The sequence below is a fragment of the Arthrobacter sp. B6 genome (assembly GCF_001663775.1).
Taxonomy (GTDB): Bacteria; Actinomycetota; Actinomycetes; order Actinomycetales; family Micrococcaceae; genus Arthrobacter.
This window is the reverse complement of the sequence record NZ_KV467168.1, coordinates 1,691,771-1,709,411: the sequence shown is the minus strand read 5'-3', so window position 1 is coordinate 1,709,411 and position 17,641 is coordinate 1,691,771. Positions and strand designations below refer to the sequence as shown.

Sequence of the window (17,641 nt, the reverse complement as noted above, 5' to 3'; positions counted from 1 at the left end):
TAGAACAGGGCACTTATGCCAGGACCGGCTGGCACTTCGGGCAGAAATAGATGTCCCGTTCCTCTTCACCGTTGGGTTTGCCCAGCACGCCGCGGCGGATGGGAGTCCCGCACTTCAGGCACGGCTGGTGTTCGCGCCGGTAAACCCAATAGCCCGGTCGGCCCGCCATCCGCCCGACGGGCATGCCGCGCGGATTGAGGATGGTGACCCGGCGTCCCGGTCCCAGGTTGGCTTCGAGCAGCTGCTTGGCGTCCGTCATCAGGGTCAGGAGGTCGGCCACGGCCGATACCGGCGACGCCGGGTGCACGCCGGACAGGAAGCACGCCTCGCAGCGGTAGATGTTACCGATGCCCGCCAGGTTGCGCTGGTCCAGCAGGGCGACGCCGATGGGTACCTCGGGCGCCGCACGCATCCGCTGCTCCGCCTCGGCGGGGTCCCAGTCCGGTCCCAGCAGGTCCGGGCCCAGGTGGCCCACGATGGTGGCCTCGTCCGCGGTGCGGACCACCTCCACGATGCCCAGGGAGAATCCGACGGCGTCGGCCGCTGCCGTGCGGAGGACGCACCGGGCGGTGAATCCCGGCTTCCGCCAGCGTCCGCCCGGCGGATAGACCTGCCAGGTGCCTTCCATTTTCAGGTGTGAATGGATAGTGAGTTTCTGCTGGTCCGGACCCGCGACGCGCATGAGGAGGTGCTTTCCCCGTGGGATGACTTCCTCTACCGTCCAGCCGGCCAGGTTGAGGGTAGCGAACCGGGGGACGCGGAAATCCGACGCAGTGAGTGTCTGCCCGGCCAGGGCCTTATGCAGCTGGTGGGCGGCGCGCCAGACGGAATCGCCCTCAGGCACGGATCCTCAATCCTTTGGGGGTGGAGTAGGCCCCGGCCGCGGACAGTGCTGCTGCCACCGGGGTGTCCAGGATGCCGTGGCCGTTGACTTTCTCCATGATGAGCTTGTCCACGGCTCCCCGCGTGACCACGCCCACCAGCGCCGAGCCGGCGGCCGACAGGACGGATTCGTCGTCGCTGAAGGCCAACAGTGTTTTCCCGCCGCGCTCCACGTAAAGGACCAGGGCACCATCCACCAGCACTACCAAGGCACCCGCCTTGCGCCCAGGCCGGTGGCCGGTTCCGGCCTCCTCATTGAGGGCAGGCCAGGGCAGCGCAGCCCCGTAGGGATTGGCCGGATCGGTGGCAGCAAGCGCCAGTGCCACGGGGTCGGGCTTCTTGATCTGGGTGTCCTCGGAATAGGAGCGCAGCCGGTCCACGGTTGCGGGGACCGCGAACTGCGCCGCCCCGAGATGTTCGATGAAGTAGCCGCGCCGGCAGCGGCCGGCCTCTTCCAGCCGGGCCAGGACCTTGTACATCAGGCCGAAGCCGCCCAGGATCTGCTCGGCCATGACCGAGCCCCGGGTGACAACACCGTAACGGTCCAGCAGGAGCTCTGCAGTGGCACGGGCGTGGATGGTGGGATCCAGCTCGGGCGAGGGCAGGGCGGACCACCGTCCCGCGGCCATTGGCGGTGTGGCCGCAGCTCCGGACGCTGGGCCGTAGCGGCCGCCGCTCAGGCCGGGTGAACCCAGGAGGCCGGTGCCGTGGGACCGGCCAAGCCGGCTCATTCTGGGCGCACGCAGCCGCGGTGCCTTCGAAACCTGGCGGTGGGCCGTATGACCTCCGGCAATGAGGGCCCGCACCGGCGCGAACGTGTCCCCGGTGATCCGTCCTGCCCACGCGAGGTCCCACAGTGCCGACACCACGTCTTGGTCGCTCAGCACCGAGTCCATGCCCCCGGCGACCTCCGTGAGCTGGCGGAAGAAATAGCCTCCACCGTTGTTCCGGAGGTGCTCCAGCAACCGCTGCTGTGCGTTTCCGGGTTCATATTCAATGGCGGGGTTCAGCGTCAGTTCAGCGGATTCGGCCAGGTGCAGGCTGACCCAACCGTCGTTTCCGGGGAGGCCACCGGCGCCGGACCAGAGAACTTCCCCGGCAGCCATCAGTTCATCCAGCATGGCTGGCTGGTAGTTGGAGACCCTGCTGGCCAGCACCAGCGGCTCCCAGGCCGAAGCCGGAACGGGCACCCCCGAGAGTTGGTCGATGGCGGTAACGATTCCGTCCAGTCCGCGCAGCGAAGGCTGCCCCCTGCCGGTGCCTGGCGTCCTGACGTGCTGCCACGCGGGCAGGAACCGCCCGTAGGCTGCGGCGTCCACCGGCTCCACCTCGGCGCGCAGTGCTGCCAGTGACCGGCGGCGCAGCTTCCGGAGGACTTCGGCGTCGCACCATTCGCTGGTGGGCGGGGATACATGCATCTGAACTGGTTCTGCCGGCACGGCCAGCGCCGTCCGTGCAGCGTCCGGATCGGGATGCTCCAGGTCGGCATGGCCCGTGTTTGCGCCGGTCGGGGCCAAGGCGTCCGGTGAGGCCTCATCCAGTAGCTCGTCCACGGGTGGGATGCCCCGAACCGGAGTGGCGTGTGGCCGGAACTCGCCTTCCACCACGCGACCGTCCGCGGCGAGACGCTTCAGCGCAGTGCCGACAACAGCCACGCCCAGCCCCAGCCGCGACGCGGCCTCGGATGCCGTGAACGGTCCATGGGTGCGGGCATAACGGGACACCAAATCACCCAGCGGATCCGCCACGGGTTCGATGAAGGCCAGCGGCACCCCCATCGGCAGCGGAACACCGATCGCATCGCGCAGCCGTGCCGCGTCTTCGACGGCGGCAAACCGCTCCGCTCCGCGGATGTTGATTTTGATGGCACGGTTGGCCCGCTGCAGGGCGGCCAGGTGGGAAGCCGCCAGCACGGTGTCGGCATGCGGGGTTTCGGCGTGCTCAACCACATGCGTTTCGGCAGGCTCAGCCACCGAGGCCGCTTCCAGCCGCGCCGCAACCTCCTCGGTGGCCAGCGGACCCAGGAGCCGGAGGAGGTCGGCGACGCCTTCCATTCCGCGGGCGCGCCGGTCCGGGGCAAGGCGCTGGAGCTCAAGCTCGGTGGCCTCAATGACTCTTGCATCCAGCAGTTCACGGAGTTCCACCCGGCCCAGCAGCTCGTTCAGGAGCGTCGAGTCCAGTGCCAGGGCGGCGGCACGGCGTTCGGCCAGCGGGGAGTCGCCCTCGTACAGGAACTGCGCGACGTACCCGAACAGCAGGGACTTGGCGAAGGGCGACGGCTGCTGGGTGGTGGTCTGCACTATCCGCAGCTCACGGCGTTCCACGGACGCGGCAATGTCCTTCAGAGCCGGGAGGTCGTAGACGTCCTGCAGGCACTCGCGGACAGTTTCCAGCACGATCGGAAACGTGGGGTACTTCCGCGCCACGTCCAGGAGCTGGGCAGACCGCTGGCGTTGTTGCCACAGTGGCTGCCGCTTGCCGGGAGTCTGGCGGGGGAGCAGCAGGGCGCGGGCGGCACACTCACGGAAGCGCGAGGCAAACAGGGCACTGCCGCCCACCTCGGCGGTGACAATCTGCTCCAGCTCCTCCGGGTCAAAAAGGAAAAGCTCGGCACCCGGCGGCTCGTCCTCCATCATGGGAACGCGGAGCACAATGCCGTCATCGGCGGCCATCGCGGAGCCATCCAGTCCGTACCGCTGGTTCAGGCGCTGCCCGACGGCGAGAGCCCACGGAGCGTGCACCGGCATGCCGAAGGGACTGTGCAGGATCACCCGCCAGTCGCCGAGTTCGTCGTGGAACCGTTCCACCACCAGTGTGGTGTCGTTGGGAACCACCTCGGTGGCGAGCTTCTGCTCACCCAGGTACTGGATCAGGTTGTTCGCGGCGTATTCATCCAGGCCGCTGGCCTTGCAGCGGTCGGTGGCCGGCCCGACGTCGGACGCGGACAGTTCCCGCACGAACGCGCCCAGCGCGCGGCCCAGGTCGACGGGCCTGCCGAGGGAGTCGCCTTTCCAGAACGGAAGCTTGCCGGGCTGGCCGAAGGCGGGCGACACGAGGACGCGGTCGTGGGTGATGTCCTCGATTTTCCAGCTGGTGGCACCGAGGGCGAAGATATCGCCCACCCGGGACTCGTACACCATCTCCTCGTCAAGCTCGCCGACGCGGCGTCCGCCCTTGGCAGGGGACGGGGTGGACGCCCTGCCGTCACCCGCAGGCGAGGCCGAACCTTCAACCTCGGTCCCGATGATGTAGACGCCGAACAGCCCCCGGTCAGGGATGGTGCCGCCCGAGGTCACAGCCAGCCGCTGGGCTCCGGGCCGGCCTTCGATGGTGCCGGCGTTACGGTCCCAGATGATCCTTGGCCGCAGTTCGGCGAACTCGTCTGAGGGGTAGCGGCCCGCCAGGAGATCCAGGGTGGCCTCAAAAGCGGAGCGGGGGAGGGACGCGAAAGGTGCGGAACGCCGGACCGTGGAGAACCATTCCTCCACATCGATGCTGCCCAGCGCCGTGGCAGCGACTGTCTGCTGGGCAAGGATATCCAGCGGATTGGCAGGGACAAACAGGCGCTCGATCTTCCCTTCCAGCATCCTTTCCACGGTGATGGCAGTGTGGACCAGATCGGCCCGGTGCTTGGGAAAGAGCACACCCTGCGAGATTTCTCCCACCTGGTGGCCGGCCCGGCCCACTCTTTGCAGGCCGCTGGCCACAGACGGCGGTGATTCCACCTGCACCACAAGGTCCACGGCGCCCATGTCGATGCCGAGTTCCAGGGACGAGGTTGCAACGACGCACCGCAGCCGGCCGGACTTGAGGTCGTCTTCAATCAGGGCACGCTGGTCCTTGGAGACAGAGCCGTGGTGGGCGCGGGCAAGCAGCGCATCGGCACCGGCGGTGCTGCCGGCCTGCGCCATCATGTGCGCCGGCGTCGCCGTGGATGCCGGAACAGCGGCCGCCGGAACACCCGAGGACGCGGGAGCACCGGCGGCCGCCTGCAGCAGAGCGCCGTCCTCGAATTCGCCCCAGCCGCCGCCGACAGCCACAAGCTGCCGCTCGGCGTAGATTTCGTTGAGCCGTGCGGTGAGCCGCTCCGCGAGGCGCCGGGAGTTGGCAAAGACAATCGTGGACTGGTTGGCCAGCACCAGGTCAACGATCTTCTCCTCCACGTGCGGCCAGATGGACGCCTGCGGCTGCAGCCCGGATGCCGGCCCGGAATCGAAGGCACCGGCCGCGCCCTGGAGATCAGACATGTCCTCCACTGGAACGGAGACGGTAAGGTCCCAGTTCTTGCGCGACGGCGGCGCCACGATCTCCACCGGCGCGGAACCGGCCAGGAACTGGGCCACCAGTTCGCGCGGCTCAACCGTGGCCGAAAGCCCGATGCGCTGGGCGGGTTTGGGGAGCAGGGCATCGAGCCGTTCCAGGGACACGGCCAGATGGGCGCCCCGCTTGCTGCCGGCTACGGCGTGGACCTCATCGACGATGATGGTGTCCACTTCCGTCAGCGTCTCGCGGGCCCTGGACGTCAGCATCAGGAACAGCGATTCCGGCGTGGTGATGAGGATGTCAGGCGGGTTGCTGAGCAGCGCGCGGCGGTCCGCCGTCGTGGTGTCCCCGGACCTGACCCCCACGGTGATCAGCGGGGCAGGCAGTCCCAGCCGCTTGGCTGTCTGCGTGATGCCGATCAGGGGCGAGCGCAGGTTCCGTTCGACGTCGACGCCGAGGGCCTTCAACGGGGAGATGTACAGGACGCGGGTCTTGCGCTTGGGCGCCCGCGGGCGCCGGCCTTTCCCGGCGGGAGCGTCCATGCCGGGCAGTTCCGGAGCGGGCACCGGCGCCGAAGCCAGCAGGCGGTCCAGCGCCCAGAGGAAGGCCGCGAGGGTCTTGCCGGACCCGGTGGGCGCCACAACCAGTGCATGCGAGCCGGAAGAGATGGCGTTCCAGGCGCCGTCCTGGGCGGGAGTGGGCTCCGAAAAGGCGCCAAGGAACCAGTCGCGGGTGGGGCGGCTGAACCGGCTCATGGGGGTGCCGGACAGGGCGTCCGGAACGGCTTCCGGCGGCTGCTTCTCCTCCATGCCTCCATCATGCCCTACCCCACCGACAGGATCCCCGGCCCCGGCGGGCAAGGGAACTCCAGGACCAAATTCGCCGGCTCCGGCCCCTTCGGCCGGCGGGATCAACCTTTGTCTGCCCGAGGGAGGTCCTTCGTGGCGGGGCCTTCGAGGAGATGTCCGTCGCTGCTGAAACGGGAGCCGTGGAGCGGGCAGTCCCAGGTCAGTTCGCTGTCATTCCAGGTGACTATTCCGCCAAGGTGGGTGCAAACGGCGGAGAGCTTGCACGTGGTGCCGGCGACGGTGGACACTGCCACCGGCCGCTTGCCGTCGCGGTAGACCTTCCCTTCGCCGTCGGCCGGCGGGGCGCCCCCGGGAGCGGAGCTTGTCGGAGCCCCTGGTTCAGCCCGCTCAGCCACCGACCTGTCGGCCGCGACCTTCCCCCAGCCTGTGGCCAGCCTGGCAGCCACCCGGGCGTTGAGTTTGACGGCCGAGAGCGCGCCGGCCGGGGATGTGACCCGGTGGTGGATGGTGTCCGCCCACGGGAGCTGGCCGCCCAGGATGTCGGCGGAAATACCCAGGGCCGCGGCCACGGCATTCGTCATGCCCCACTTGTTGTAGCCCGTGCCGAACAGGATGCGGCCGCGCCCGCGCGGCATCGTGCCAAAGAACGGCATGAGGTTGGTGGCCTGGTAGTCCTGGGCGGACCAGGTGTGGGTGGGCGTGGCCCCGGGGAAATGGGTTCCGGCCCAGCTCAGCAGTCCGTCCAGGTGTGCCTTTTCCGAGGTTGTCCGCCCCACGTGGTGGCCGTGTCCGCCGACGAGCAGGAGCCTGCGTCCGTCGGCTTCGTAGTCGCGCAGCGAATGCGTCGGCTCCTCAGCCGAGAGGTACATCCCCGGTGGCGGCGTCAGATCCGTGGGCAAATCAAGCGCCGCGGCGTAGGAACGGAGCGGTTTCAGCTTCGCGAAGTAGAGGCCGCGGTCCAGAACAGGGGTCCCGGTGGCGATCACGACGTGCCTGGCGGTGACGTTGCCGCGGTCCGTCCGGACTGTTGTGGACGGGCCGCTCCCGGAGACGTCCCGCAGCCGTGCGCCGCCCACCACCATTCCGCCGCGGCTGCGGAAGTCCGCCAGCAGGGCGTCGAGCACGTCCATGGGATTGATTTGGGCCTGGTCAGCCAGTTTCAGCGCTCCCTGCACCGGGAAAGGAAGGCCCGGGTCACCCACGAAGTCAACGTCCAGGCCCGCGGTGGCTGCGGCAGTGAGTTCCTCACGGATCCGTTCGGATCCCTGGGCCGTTGCCGCGTAGGTATAGGCGTCCCGGCGCTGGAAGGGCACGCCCTGCTCCTCGAGGTAGCGCAGCAACCAGGCCTGGCCCTCCCGGTTGGCCTCCACGTAGGCGCCAACCTGCTTCGCCGAGTACTGCCGTGCCAGGGCGGACAGGACAGTTCCCTGCAGGAGGCTGACCTTGGCCGTGGTGTTGCCTGTGGTCACCGCTCCCGGGTGCCGGGCTTCCAGCACGAGGACCTGTTGTCCGGACCTCGCGAGCAATAACGCTGTGACCAGGCCCGTCAGCCCTGCGCCCGCCACTACAGTGTCATACGCACTGCCGGGCTGGAAGGGGTCGGAACTGAACGATTCCCTGCGGTCCAACCAAATCGACGTCATGCGAGCACACCCTGCTTCCGGTCTGCTGGCCGCTTAAGGCAGCCAATGACGGGACCGACAACGGATTTGAGGGTCCCCGACAATGATAAGTGTACTTATGATGCCGGGAATTGGGGTCCCTAGGAGGCCTGGAAGGCGCCGATCGTCAGCAAACCTACCGCCGCGTTGCTGCAGGCCTGCGTGGGCTGAGCCAGGAACAGGGATGCCGTGTCCTCCGGCGGATAGATGCGGTATCCGGCAGCAGGCACGATGTTGCAGTCCGTGTAGTTGCCCGCCTGCGTGTAGCGCAGCACAGCGGCGCCGGCCTGGCCGGGGGATAGCAGGACGTCAGTGACGGGTGTGGCCTCGTCGCGTTTGGCGGGCGCCCCGATGGGGGCTCCGTTGGCGTCTGCCGTGAGGGAGACACCGGCATATCCCTTGAGCACGCAGGGCTCAGTGCCGGTATTGGTCAGCAGGAGCGTCATGTATACGCTGCCCGCGGCCCCGCCCCCAGTGGGATCGGTGGCGGCGGACAGGGTGGCAGCCTTGCACAGTGCCGGCCCTGCCGTCGTCGGAGAAGCGCTCGACGGCGGCGCGGACGTGCTTGGCGCTGCCGAGGAAATGGCGGGGCTGGCAGAGGAAGTGACGGGTGCCGTGGTTTCCTGCGCCTGCGGCTGGCTTGGACCGCAGGCGGTGAGCAGCAGTGCCGCCGCAGCAGCCGCCGTCGTCATGACAAACCCCTGGAACAAAAGTTGAGACCTCATGGCTCAACCATTGTGGCTGCTGTGACAGGAGTCAATGATGCCACGTGCAGGTGCACCGATTTGATGCCCGGATCGTGATCATCCGGGCATCAAATCGCTGGACCAGGGGACTATTGGAGGGGCAGTTACCGGTTGGGCGTCGCCGCTTCCTGCTTCCGCGTTGCACCGCTGCGGGCGAGCGCCACTCCACCCAGCGCCAGTCCGCCCACGCCGGCGGCCAGGGCGGACCAGCTGCGGGCCTCGGCGCCGCTGAACGGCAGCGCAGAGGCATGCTCTGTGGTGTGCCCCGCCGTGTCGGAGGCATGGGCGTGGCCATCAGCGCCGGCCGGTTCGGTGACGGTGATGGACGGTGCGGGAGCCTTCAGCGCGTGCGGGTCCTGGCCGTCCTTGGCGATCTCCGACCAGTCTGTCTGACCCTCTTCGCAGGTCTGCAGGGTGGGGAAATAGAGCGTTGTGCCGGCTGCGTCGGGCAGTTTCATCGACAGCACCACGGCATCGCGCAGATCGTGTGCCAGCGGCGCCTTGGCCGTGTAGACGATCTGGCTGGTGCGCTTGGTGATGGACGTGCCGTCTGCCAGCTTCTTCGGTGCAGCGAGCTGTTCCGTCACTTTTTCCACCGTCCAGTTGGGATTGACGGTGGGCTGGGCGTCGTTGAGCTCGGCCGGCAGGGTGATGGTCACCTTTGTGGTTCCTGACTCCTCGCAGCCGTGCGGGATGCCGAAGGTCAAAAGGGCATAGGAGTTGGCGGACGTTTTGTCTGGAGTGACTCCGACGTGGGCCGAGGCGCCGGTGGCGGCGGTGAGCAGGATTGCCGCGGTTCCGGCAGCGGCGGCCGCGGTGGTGAGGCTGCGGCGAAGGGTGGAGCTGGTCATGGGTTTGCCTTTCGGGCGCACGCGCCGGTTAAGGGCGTGCGGAGTACGGGTTAAGGCCCGCCACCTGGTGTCCGGTGTCGGGCAGAGTCAGGGAAGCACGACGGCGGAAGGCGGGCCGCGCCGGCTGTCCTGCCTGAGGTTCCGCCAGGGACTCAACGGGGAAACCGGCGGTGGGCCGGGTACCGACGGTGCCGCAACGGCGTCGGACGCTATCGCCTCCGGAAGCCGGACCAGCGGCCTGAGCCAGGCGGCGAGTGCCCAGAGGGCATCCTCGCCTTTGGCGAGGAGCAGGGCGCACGCTGCCGTGGCCACAATGTGCGCCACCAGCATCAGCGTTCCTTCGGCGGAATCCATTGCATGAAGGTGCGCGGTTGATCCGGTAACGGGGGAGGTTGCGCCGGAAGAATGGTGGACATCGGCTTCCACCGCGCCGGCCGCGAGGCCTGGAGCGCTGAAAGCCGTGAAGACTTCGTGGAGTACAACCTGTCCGGCGCCGAGTACGGCGGCCATTGCTGCGGCATTGAGTTTCAGGCGGGTGGCGGTTGTGGCCGCGAGCGCCGTGAGTGCCAGCACCGCCAGCAGGATCCCCGGGGCGGGGAGATCTCCGCCGCCCAGGACGTGGGCGCCGGCAGCGAGGGCCAGGATTCCGGCAGACACCGACGCGGCGCGAAGGAAATGGAAGGGGGTCCGGGCATGGTGCGTCCGCACGGGTCCTCCCTCGTTCTTTGGTGACTTTATCGGCTGCGCTACTGTGCGGCGCTGGGGCCGGCGCGACCTTTAGATTCTACCGGGGGTCCGGTTGTGCCTTATGCGGAGCCGGGAACGCCGGCGAGCAGTTCTGCCAGGACGTCCGCAGCGGAGTCGTGGCGGATCAAAGGTGCTGCCTGGCCAGCCCACAGTGACATGAGTTCGGTGTTTCCCTGGGCGGCGGCTTGGGGACGGAAGCGACCGGTGAGCCAGTTCTGGATCGGAAATGGAGCCGTTACGCCGGCATCGGAGAGTTCGGTGATGATGCGGTTGGGGATGCCGCGGGCCAGACGTCCGCTGAGGGTCCGCGTCAGCACGGTTTCGGCCGCTGCAGGGCTGTGGAGGACTGCACGGTACGCCGGAACTGCGGCCGACTCCCGCGTGGCCAGAAAAGCCGAGCCGACCTGGACAGCGTCGGCACCGAGGGCCAGCGCGGCAGCGTAGCCGCGGCGGTCCGCGATGCCGCCGGCGGCGATCACCGGAATGCTGACAGCGTCAGCCACCTGCGGCACCAGGGCGAACGTGCCGATGAGCGACTCCTCTGCGGGCTTCAGGAACGACACACGGTGTCCGCCGGACTCCATTCCGCTGGCAACCACGGCATCAACGCCGCCGGCCTCCAAGGCAACGGCCTCCGCAACGGTGGTGGCGGTGCCCACCACCACGATTCCGCGCCGGTGCGCCTCCTTAACGACGTCCGGAGCGGGCACGCCAAACACAAAGCTGACGACGGCGGGACGCGCCTCCAGCGTGGCCTCCACCTGCTCCCCGAAATCGGGCAGGTAGCGGTCAGGCATTTCCGGAACGGGCACGCCTACTTCGTCGAAGTAGGGCCGGAGAGTTTCGACGTAGTTGTTGAAGTCCTTCGGGGGGAGGTCGCTGATTTCGTCGCCCGTTGGGACCCAGAGGTTCAGGGCAAACGGCTTGGCCGTGGCCTTCTTCAGTTCAGCCGCAGTGTTTCGGATGGCGTTGGCGCCATAGCCGTACAGGCCGTAAGAACCCAGCCCGCCGCCGTCGCTCACGGCTGCTGTCAACGCCACGGACGACACGCCGCCGAAAGGGCCCAGGACCACCGGAACGTCCGTGCCGAACAGTTCCGTGATGCGGTCTGGCTGGGCGGAAGTGCGGCGCGCGGGCGTCATTGGCTGGCTCCTCGAGTCACGGGCGGTTTCAGGATCAAGTCTCGCAGTGCTTGGTGCCGGGACCCAATCAACCCGCGCGGCGGGCAGGGATCCACCTGCCTTGCCGCGGAGGTTAGTGCAGGCATCCAATGGGCTATGTACCGTCTGATGGGGCAGGGCTAGACTGCTGGCGTAGATGTAGGCGACCTTGAGGAGAACCTGATGGAGTACAACGGAAGCCAATCGGAGAAGGCGGTTCCCGCGGGTGAATTGGACCGTTCGCATATCGGCCACACCGTGAGCTTTCAGTCGAACGATTTTACGATCGTCTTCGGCAAGATCGCAGGCATCGCCCGGACCGACGCGATGGTTTACCTGTCCTTGGATGGAGTGGCGGGCGGAACACACCTGAAGGATGAGTACGACCTTCCCCTCACCCACAACGTCTATGTGCCGTTGGACCCCATTACAAGCGCCGAGACCACCATTAAGGATCTCTTCGGCAAGGTCCAGGAAAACCTCCGCGGCAGCGGCCATAAGGGCGAGGACAAAACGGACAAGCTTTAGGCGCCGGGCTCTCTGACGAACTGGAGTCCGGGCAAGGCAGAGGCCCCTGTTTCCTTCCGAGGAAGGAAACAGGGGCCTCTCCATGTGGCGGCGACGGCGGGATTTGAACCTGTAGACGGCAAGGGGGCCGAATTGGGCTGGGCGTAGGGTGGAAGTTGGACGAAAGGAATACTTCATGAAGAAAATCCTCATGGTACTGACCAGCGTTTCCGAGATCGGCGATACCGGAGAAAAGACCGGCTACAACGTGGCCGAAGCTGCACATCCCTGGAAGGTCTTCAAGGATTCCGGGCATTTCGTCGACTTTGCGTCCATCCAAGGCGGCCAGCCCCCGCGCGACGAGGTGGACTCAGAGGATCCCATCCAGGTTGCCTTCACGGAGGACGAGGCGACACGCGCCGGTCTCTACAACACTGCCCGCGTCGACGTCGTTGATCCCGAACAATACGACGCCCTCTTCCTCGTGGGCGGCCACGGCACGATGTGGGACTTCCCGGACAGCGAAGGCTTGCAGAAGCTGGTGGCCAGCGTGTACAACGCCGGTGGTTTGGTGGGCGCGGTCTGCCACGGACCGGCCGGTCTGCTGAACGTGGAACTTGCCAACGGGCTTCGCCTTGTCGAGGGCCGGAAGGTGGCCGCCTTCACCAACGACGAGGAGGTTGCCGCAGGGAAGGACAAGGTTATCCCGTTCTTTCTGGCTGACCGGCTTGAAGAGCAGGGCGCTACCCATGTCTCCGCTGATGTCTTTGAGGAGAAGGTCGTGGTTGACGATCGGCTGGTGACCGGCCAGAACCCGGCCTCCGCCGCCGGCGTGGCCAAGGAGATGGAGAAGCTCTTCGCAGAGGTCATCCACCAGGAAAAAGCCGAGGAACAGCACGAGGCCGAAGCTCTGCGCGCCGAGAAGGACGCCGAGAAGAACGCCAAGAAGGCTGCCGCGGCAGGCACCGAGCACTAACGCCCGCAACGCACTGAAGCTGGCGGCAGCCCCGAATGGATGGGGAGGCCGCCAGTCGCCGTACGTGACCCGGCAAAGACACTGTGCAACGCAAAGACACTGTGCAGCGCAGGTCGGACTGCGCCGTTCTCCCGGGGTACTGAGCGCAGGGCATCGCGGGAATTTCGTCGCCCATCGTGCCCTTCCTTTGCCTTGGGGTCTGTGCCCGGGTGGCGAGGTAGAGGCATTTCAGCGCCGCCTGCCCGGTGGGGAATGGCCCCGGGCCCTGACTGCGCGCTGGTGGCGGGTGCTATTTAGACAGTCCCCGCTGGCTCCTAGAGGGCTTCTGGCTAGTCGTGTTGGTGTGCTTCTTTCCTGCTGCGCTGAGGTTGCAGCGGCCGCAGGCTGGGCCAAGGTATCCCGTCCTTGAACTGCGAGTCCCTCACCCCGCGGTGCGATTGCTTTGGGGCGTCGGGCGGTTCATAGGGGTGGGTGCTGGCCCTGTCTGGTCCGAGGATGTTCGGTTAGTCTTTTGCGATGGCGGACATGGAGTTTAAGAAGCGTTTGGACCAAGTCGAGGCGTTGTACAACGAGCTCTATGAGTTGCGGCAGCGCGGTAGGGCTTCCGGCCAGGAGGAGGTGGTCTTGGCTGAGATGCGTTTGGATAACGCATGGCGGGAGATGTATGAGTTCATGGAGTTGCCGTTGTCGCCTGACCCCGATCCCAGTGATGGTGCTGAGTAAGTGGTCTTGCTGCTGCATATGGTTGCCGGGTGACTGATGATGCTGCAGACTCTCCGAATCATTGCCCAAACTGCGGAGTGCCGGTGCGCCCGAGGTTCTTGGCTGTTGAAGGGATGGCTGAGGAGTTGACTGTTGTGTTAGCGCTGATCGGATAGCGGCCGGCGAAGTACCTGATGAGAATCCCGTTTCCGAAGAAGTTACTGGACCCGATCACGCCGCACGACCTCCGGCACTCTGCGGCGAGCTTCGCTGCCTCAGCCGGCGCCAATGTTAGGCCGTCCAGAAGATGCTTAAGCAAAGCTCGGCGGCCATGACCCTAGACGTATATGCAGGCCTGTTCGATGGAGACTTTGACAGCGTTTCGGCCCCCCAGAGAACGCTAAATCCCAGAGAACGCTAAATCGCTGGCGAGTGTGGGCAAGACGTGGGCAAGGCACTGAATTTGGCCAAGCAAAAGGCCCCCATTCCCTAATAAACAAAGGGAACAGGGGCCTTTACTCTCTGGCGGTGACGGTGGGATTTGAACCCACGTTGGCTTTTACACCAAACAACATTTCGAGTGTTGCACCTTCGGCCGCTCGGACACGTCACCAACCTGAATAGGTTACCGGAGCATTGCGCGCATCCCCAAAACGGCCAATCTACCGGCTGCAGCAGGAGCGGCCACGAAGGGCGCCAGCGGCCAGCGCGAGGTGCAGTCGATCGAATCTACGCCGCCGTGATTCCGGCCGTGCCGTCCCGGGCGGTGCCGGCCCGCGTTGAGTTATCCACATAGGTCATCTGCTTCTCCGTTACCGTCGGTGCCTCTTGGGATGATTTGGGTATGGAAAGCAGAGCGGCGGCGGTGCGGACTGCGGAGGTCCTGGGGGCCTCCGCCGTTGCGCTTGCTGAGATTCTTTGCCGCCAGGAGGACGCCGAGCACGGGGCTGACCCGGCGCGGCGGTTCAGGGATGACTGCTTGGACGGTCTGGCGGCGGTTGCCAGAATCGAGGCAGCCACGGCGGCGGCGAAGGTTCGGTTAGCTTCCGGCTTCACCGAAGCAGAGGCGGCGTTGGCCCCTCCGGCTGCCTCGCCCCAGGCGCACACCGCCCAGGAAATGGGCGTGGTCGCGGAGGTCGCGTGCGTCTTGACGGTGAGCGAACGCTCCGCCTCGGCGCTGCTGGCCCAGTCCCGTGAGCTCACCACCGCCTTGCCCCTGACCCTCGAAGCATTGGAGGCCGGGGACCTTTCATGGCAGCACGCGAAGGCCATGGTGGATGAAACCGCAAGCCTTGACCCCGCCGGCGCCAAGGCGCTGGAAGCCCACTTCCTGGACCCCGGGGCGCCGAACCCCGCCCGGGGCTGCCCGGCCGGGGAACTCATCCCGTCCCGGTTCCGGCACAAAGCCCGCACCTGGCGCGAACGCCACCACCCGGACAGCATCGAAAAACGCCACACCCGCAGCGCCCAGGACCGCAGGCTCGAATACGCCCCGGACCGGGACGGCATGGCCTGGCTCTCGGCCCACCTGCCCGCGGACCAGGCAGCCGGGATCTGGAACCGCACCACCACCGCCGCCCGCGCCTTGCAGGGACCCGCCGAGTCCCGGACCCTGACCCAGCTCCGCGCCGACATCGCCGCCACCTGGCTCCTCACCGCAGGCCTGGAATCCACCACCACCGGCAACCCGGCCACCAGCACGGGCGGCAACCCGGTCACCAGCACGGTGGGCGTTCCCGCTGACGGGGCGGCCGCTGCCGCCGGTAGCATCCCCGCTGACGGGGCGACCGCTGCTACGGGTCCCGCGGGCGACGTGGGTGCAGCGGGTGATAGTGGTGTGCCCGGCCAGGTGCCCGGCCGTGTCCCCTCGCCCGCGGCGCAGGTCCTGGTCACCGTGCCGGTGTTCGCCCTGATGGGCCTCACCGACGAACCAGCCACCCTGGACGGGTTCGGGCCGATCCCGGCATCCATGGCCCGGAAGCTCGTCGCCGAGGGCGCCACCTCATTCCACCGGGTCCTGACCGACCCCCGCGACGGCGCACCCCTGGAAATCGGACGGGCCAGCTACCGTATCCCTCCCGCCATGCGCCAATGGCTCCGGCTCCGCGACGGCAAATGCCCCTTCCCCGGCTGCACCAACCAGTCCCTGGACAACGAAGCAGACCACCTCCTCGCCTGGGCCGAGGGCGGCACCACCGGCATCACCAACCTGGGCCAACCATGCCCCAAACACCACCGCCTGAAACACACCACAGCCTGGACCCCCACCAAAGCCGGCACCAACACACCACCCGGCTGGACCTCACCCACCGGCCGCCAGTACGCCAGTGAACACCAGGACTGGGAACCACCCCAATGGCCAGCCCAGATACTTGGACTGCTATCAGGCCATGCGGTCGAACCCGTCGAACCGGTCGGACCCTCAAGCCCCCGACCCGGCGACCCCGTGCCCGAAGATCTCCTTCCCGAAGATTTCCCGCTGGATCCTTTGTCGGATTCCGCCCGTCTGCAACAACCGCCAGAAGGACCGGTTGCGGATCCATATCCGGATCCCGATCTGCTCCCGCCCGGCTACTTGTGCCACGAAGATCAACTGCCGGACGAACCCTTGCCCGATGACCAGGGCGAAGGCGACACAGGCCCGGGGACCCGTTCCCGGAGTGGGCCCTGGCCCAGGCCCCGGACGCGTGAGCCACGGAAGCGCGCACAGCCCTCTACTCGCACAGCCCTCTAGTCGCACAGCCCTCTAGTCGCACAGCCCTCTAGTCGCTCAGCCTCCAGGAGAGCAGCGCCGAACGAACGGCGGCTACCAGTGTTTCAACCGCCAGCCCGCGCGGGTGGCTTTCGCCGCAGCCGCCCGGGTACTAGATTCATCAGCAAGATGACTAATCCAGACACAGCAGCGCAGGCAACCGCATATTGGACCACTGGACCGCAGCATGGCGAGCTCCGGCCGGAGGCTCTGCCTGTCCCTGAACCGGGCGAAGCCTTGGTCCGCACCCTCTACTCGGGGATCAGCAAGGGCACGGAAATCGTTGTCCATCAAGGCTCGGTACCGCCGCGCGTAGCCCAGGAGATGCGCGCCCCGCACCAGGAAGGCTCCTTCCCATCGCCAGTGAAGTTCGGGTACCTCTCCGTCGGCATCGTGGAACAGGGACCTGAAGAATGGATTGGCCAAAAGGTCTTCTGCCTCAACCCGCATCAGGACCGCTACGTCACTGCCACAGCTGACCTCACGAGAATTCCCGACGACGTTCCCGCCCGCCGCGCGGTTCTCACCGGCACGGTAGAAACGGCCATTAACGCCCTCTGGGAGGCGGGCCCCAGGCTGGGGGACCGGATCGCGGTCGTGGGTTCGGGCCTGGTGGGCGGCATGGTGGCAACCCTCCTGCGAAGCTTCCCCCTCGCCCGCCTCCAGCTGGTGGACCTGGATCCTGAGCGCAAAAAGCTGGCCGACACGCTCGGTGTGGAGTTCGCCCACCCCGACGACGCCAAACCGGACTGCGACATCGTCTTCCACTGCTCCGCCTCCCAGCAAGGCCTGGAACGCAGCCTGCAACTGACCGGCGACGAAGGCGACGTCATCGAGATGTCCTGGTACGCCAACCGCGATGTCACGCTGCCATTGGGCGAGGACTTCCACGCCCGCCGCCTCGCTATCCGGGCAAGCCAGGTGGGCGTTGTGGCCAGGGCACGGCGCCACCGCCGGACCAATGCGGACAGGCTGGACCTGGCGGTGTCGCTGCTCAGGGATCCGGTCTTTGACGTGTTCCTCACCGGCGCCTCTCCCTTCACGGACTTGCCGGGGGTAGTCCAGAACCTGGCCGACGGCACGCTTCAAGCCCTGTGCCATGTGATCGAATACCCAGGAGCCGGAGAAACCAGCCCCACAACAACCGGGACCGCAAAAACCAACCCAGAAGACAAGAGGTAGCCAGTGTTCAGCCTGACCGTCCGCCGCCATTTTATGGTCGCCCACAGCCTCCCGCGTGAAGTATTCGGCCCCGCCCAGGCCCTGCACGGGGCAACCTTTGTGGTGGAGGTGATGTTCCGCCGTCGTGCGCTGAATGATGATGCGATCGTCCTGGACATCGGGGCTGCGGGGAACATCATCGAGGATGTGCTGGCCGGGCTGAACTACCGCAACCTGGACGAGCACCCGGACTTCGCCGGCAGGCTCACCACCACCGAGGCGCTGGCCGAGTACATCGCCCAGGCCGTGGCCGCGAAGCTCAGGGACACCGACGACGGCCGCGAGCTCACGGGGATCGACGTTACCCTGCGCGAAAACCCCGACGCCTGGGCCACCTACTCGCTGGACCTGACCGTCTGACTCC

The 17,641-nt window shown here is 67.0% G+C and carries 13 protein-coding genes, 1 tRNA gene and 1 pseudogene; 7 read left to right on the top strand and 8 right to left on the bottom strand.

From position 1 onward, the window contains the following. Nucleotides 1–13 precede the first annotated feature (13 nt). From AU175_RS07375 to AU175_RS07340, 7 genes are all read right to left on the bottom strand, one after another. Nucleotides 14–844 carry an Fpg/Nei family DNA glycosylase gene (locus AU175_RS07375; RefSeq protein WP_066287090.1) on the bottom strand — a complete coding sequence of 277 codons (831 nt, stop codon included), beginning with the start codon at nucleotides 842–844 and terminating at the stop codon, nucleotides 14–16. Next, nucleotides 837–5,954 (bottom strand): ATP-dependent helicase, encoded by a 5,118-nt coding sequence (locus tag AU175_RS07370; RefSeq protein WP_066287088.1) that lies wholly within the window; start codon nucleotides 5,952–5,954, stop codon nucleotides 837–839. The genes AU175_RS07375 and AU175_RS07370 overlap by 8 nt, the downstream gene beginning before the upstream one ends. Before the next feature lie 101 nt (nucleotides 5,955–6,055). After that, nucleotides 6,056–7,597 (bottom strand): FAD-dependent oxidoreductase, encoded by a 1,542-nt coding sequence (locus AU175_RS07365; protein WP_066287087.1) that lies wholly within the window; start codon nucleotides 7,595–7,597, stop codon nucleotides 6,056–6,058. 119 nt (nucleotides 7,598–7,716) lie between these two features. Continuing rightward, the gene (locus tag AU175_RS21260; protein ID WP_082979049.1) at nucleotides 7,717–8,340 is read right to left on the bottom strand and encodes a DUF4232 domain-containing protein; all 624 of its coding nucleotides are present in this window, start codon (nucleotides 8,338–8,340) and stop codon (nucleotides 7,717–7,719) included. A gap of 125 nt (nucleotides 8,341–8,465) precedes the next feature. After that, nucleotides 8,466–9,212 carry a YcnI family copper-binding membrane protein gene (locus tag AU175_RS07350; protein WP_066287083.1) on the bottom strand — a complete coding sequence of 249 codons (747 nt, stop codon included), beginning with the start codon at nucleotides 9,210–9,212 and terminating at the stop codon, nucleotides 8,466–8,468. Between the two features lie 87 nt (nucleotides 9,213–9,299). Then, a complete protein-coding gene (locus tag AU175_RS07345) occupies nucleotides 9,300–9,920 on the bottom strand; it encodes a hypothetical protein (protein WP_066287081.1) in 621 nt (206 codons plus the stop codon). Nucleotides 9,921–10,018: 98 nt separating this feature from the next. Beyond that, complete coding sequence (locus AU175_RS07340) at nucleotides 10,019–11,101, bottom strand: NAD(P)H-dependent flavin oxidoreductase (RefSeq protein ID WP_082979048.1); 1,083 nt, start codon at nucleotides 11,099–11,101, stop codon at nucleotides 10,019–10,021. Nucleotides 11,102–11,302: 201 nt separating this feature from the next. Here AU175_RS07340 and AU175_RS07335 point away from each other — a divergent pair, with 201 nt between their 5' ends. The 4 genes and pseudogenes from AU175_RS07335 to AU175_RS22325 all read left to right on the top strand — a co-directional run. Then, nucleotides 11,303–11,647 carry a hypothetical protein gene (locus AU175_RS07335; protein ID WP_066287080.1) on the top strand — a complete coding sequence of 115 codons (345 nt, stop codon included), beginning with the start codon at nucleotides 11,303–11,305 and terminating at the stop codon, nucleotides 11,645–11,647. 175 nt (nucleotides 11,648–11,822) lie between these two features. Then, nucleotides 11,823–12,602, top strand: a complete 780-nt coding sequence (locus AU175_RS07330) for a type 1 glutamine amidotransferase domain-containing protein (RefSeq protein WP_066287077.1) — start codon at nucleotides 11,823–11,825, stop codon at nucleotides 12,600–12,602. Nucleotides 12,603–13,118: 516 nt separating this feature from the next. Beyond that, entirely contained in the window at nucleotides 13,119–13,325 is a 207-nt protein-coding gene (locus AU175_RS07325) for a hypothetical protein (RefSeq protein ID WP_066287074.1), read from the top strand. 209 nt (nucleotides 13,326–13,534) lie between these two features. Further along, nucleotides 13,535–13,725: pseudogene (locus AU175_RS22325) on the top strand (tyrosine-type recombinase/integrase); the annotation flags it as partial. 102 nt (nucleotides 13,726–13,827) lie between these two features. Here AU175_RS22325 and AU175_RS07320 read toward each other — a convergent pair. Then, nucleotides 13,828–13,917 (bottom strand) — tRNA-Ser (locus tag AU175_RS07320). A 231-nt stretch (nucleotides 13,918–14,148) separates the two neighbouring features. Here AU175_RS07320 and AU175_RS07315 point away from each other — a divergent pair. The 3 genes from AU175_RS07315 to AU175_RS07305 all read left to right on the top strand — a co-directional run bounded on the left by AU175_RS07315 (nucleotide 14,149) and on the right by AU175_RS07305 (nucleotide 17,637). Then, nucleotides 14,149–16,038, top strand: a complete 1,890-nt coding sequence (locus AU175_RS07315) for an HNH endonuclease signature motif containing protein (protein WP_082979047.1) — start codon at nucleotides 14,149–14,151, stop codon at nucleotides 16,036–16,038. A 147-nt stretch (nucleotides 16,039–16,185) separates the two neighbouring features. Then, complete coding sequence (locus tag AU175_RS07310; protein WP_066287069.1) at nucleotides 16,186–17,238, top strand: zinc-dependent alcohol dehydrogenase; 1,053 nt, start codon at nucleotides 16,186–16,188, stop codon at nucleotides 17,236–17,238. A 3-nt stretch (nucleotides 17,239–17,241) separates the two neighbouring features. Next, nucleotides 17,242–17,637 carry a 6-pyruvoyl trahydropterin synthase family protein gene (locus AU175_RS07305; RefSeq protein ID WP_066287067.1) on the top strand — a complete coding sequence of 132 codons (396 nt, stop codon included), beginning with the start codon at nucleotides 17,242–17,244 and terminating at the stop codon, nucleotides 17,635–17,637. Nucleotides 17,638–17,641 lie beyond the last annotated feature (4 nt).

Bases quoted from the DNA above. Each gene is read 5' to 3' on its own strand.
- AU175_RS21260 (WP_082979049.1), bottom strand. From the start codon at position 8,340: ATGAGGTCTCAACTTTTGTTCCAGGGGTTTGTCATGACGACGGCGGCT.
- AU175_RS07330 (WP_066287077.1), top strand. From the start codon at position 11,823: ATGAAGAAAATCCTCATGGTACTGACCAGCGTTTCCGAGATCGGCGAT.
- AU175_RS07365 (WP_066287087.1), bottom strand. From the start codon at position 7,597: ATGACGTCGATTTGGTTGGACCGCAGGGAATCGTTCAGTTCCGACCCC.
- AU175_RS07340 (WP_082979048.1), bottom strand. From the start codon at position 11,101: ATGACGCCCGCGCGCCGCACTTCCGCCCAGCCAGACCGCATCACGGAA.
- AU175_RS07370 (WP_066287088.1), bottom strand. From the start codon at position 5,954: ATGGAGGAGAAGCAGCCGCCGGAAGCCGTTCCGGACGCCCTGTCCGGC.
- AU175_RS07315 (WP_082979047.1), top strand. From the start codon at position 14,149: ATGGAAAGCAGAGCGGCGGCGGTGCGGACTGCGGAGGTCCTGGGGGCC.
- AU175_RS07310 (WP_066287069.1), top strand. From the start codon at position 16,186: ATGACTAATCCAGACACAGCAGCGCAGGCAACCGCATATTGGACCACT.
- AU175_RS07325 (WP_066287074.1), top strand. From the start codon at position 13,119: ATGGCGGACATGGAGTTTAAGAAGCGTTTGGACCAAGTCGAGGCGTTG.
- AU175_RS07335 (WP_066287080.1), top strand. From the start codon at position 11,303: ATGGAGTACAACGGAAGCCAATCGGAGAAGGCGGTTCCCGCGGGTGAA.
- AU175_RS07350 (WP_066287083.1), bottom strand. From the start codon at position 9,212: ATGACCAGCTCCACCCTTCGCCGCAGCCTCACCACCGCGGCCGCCGCT.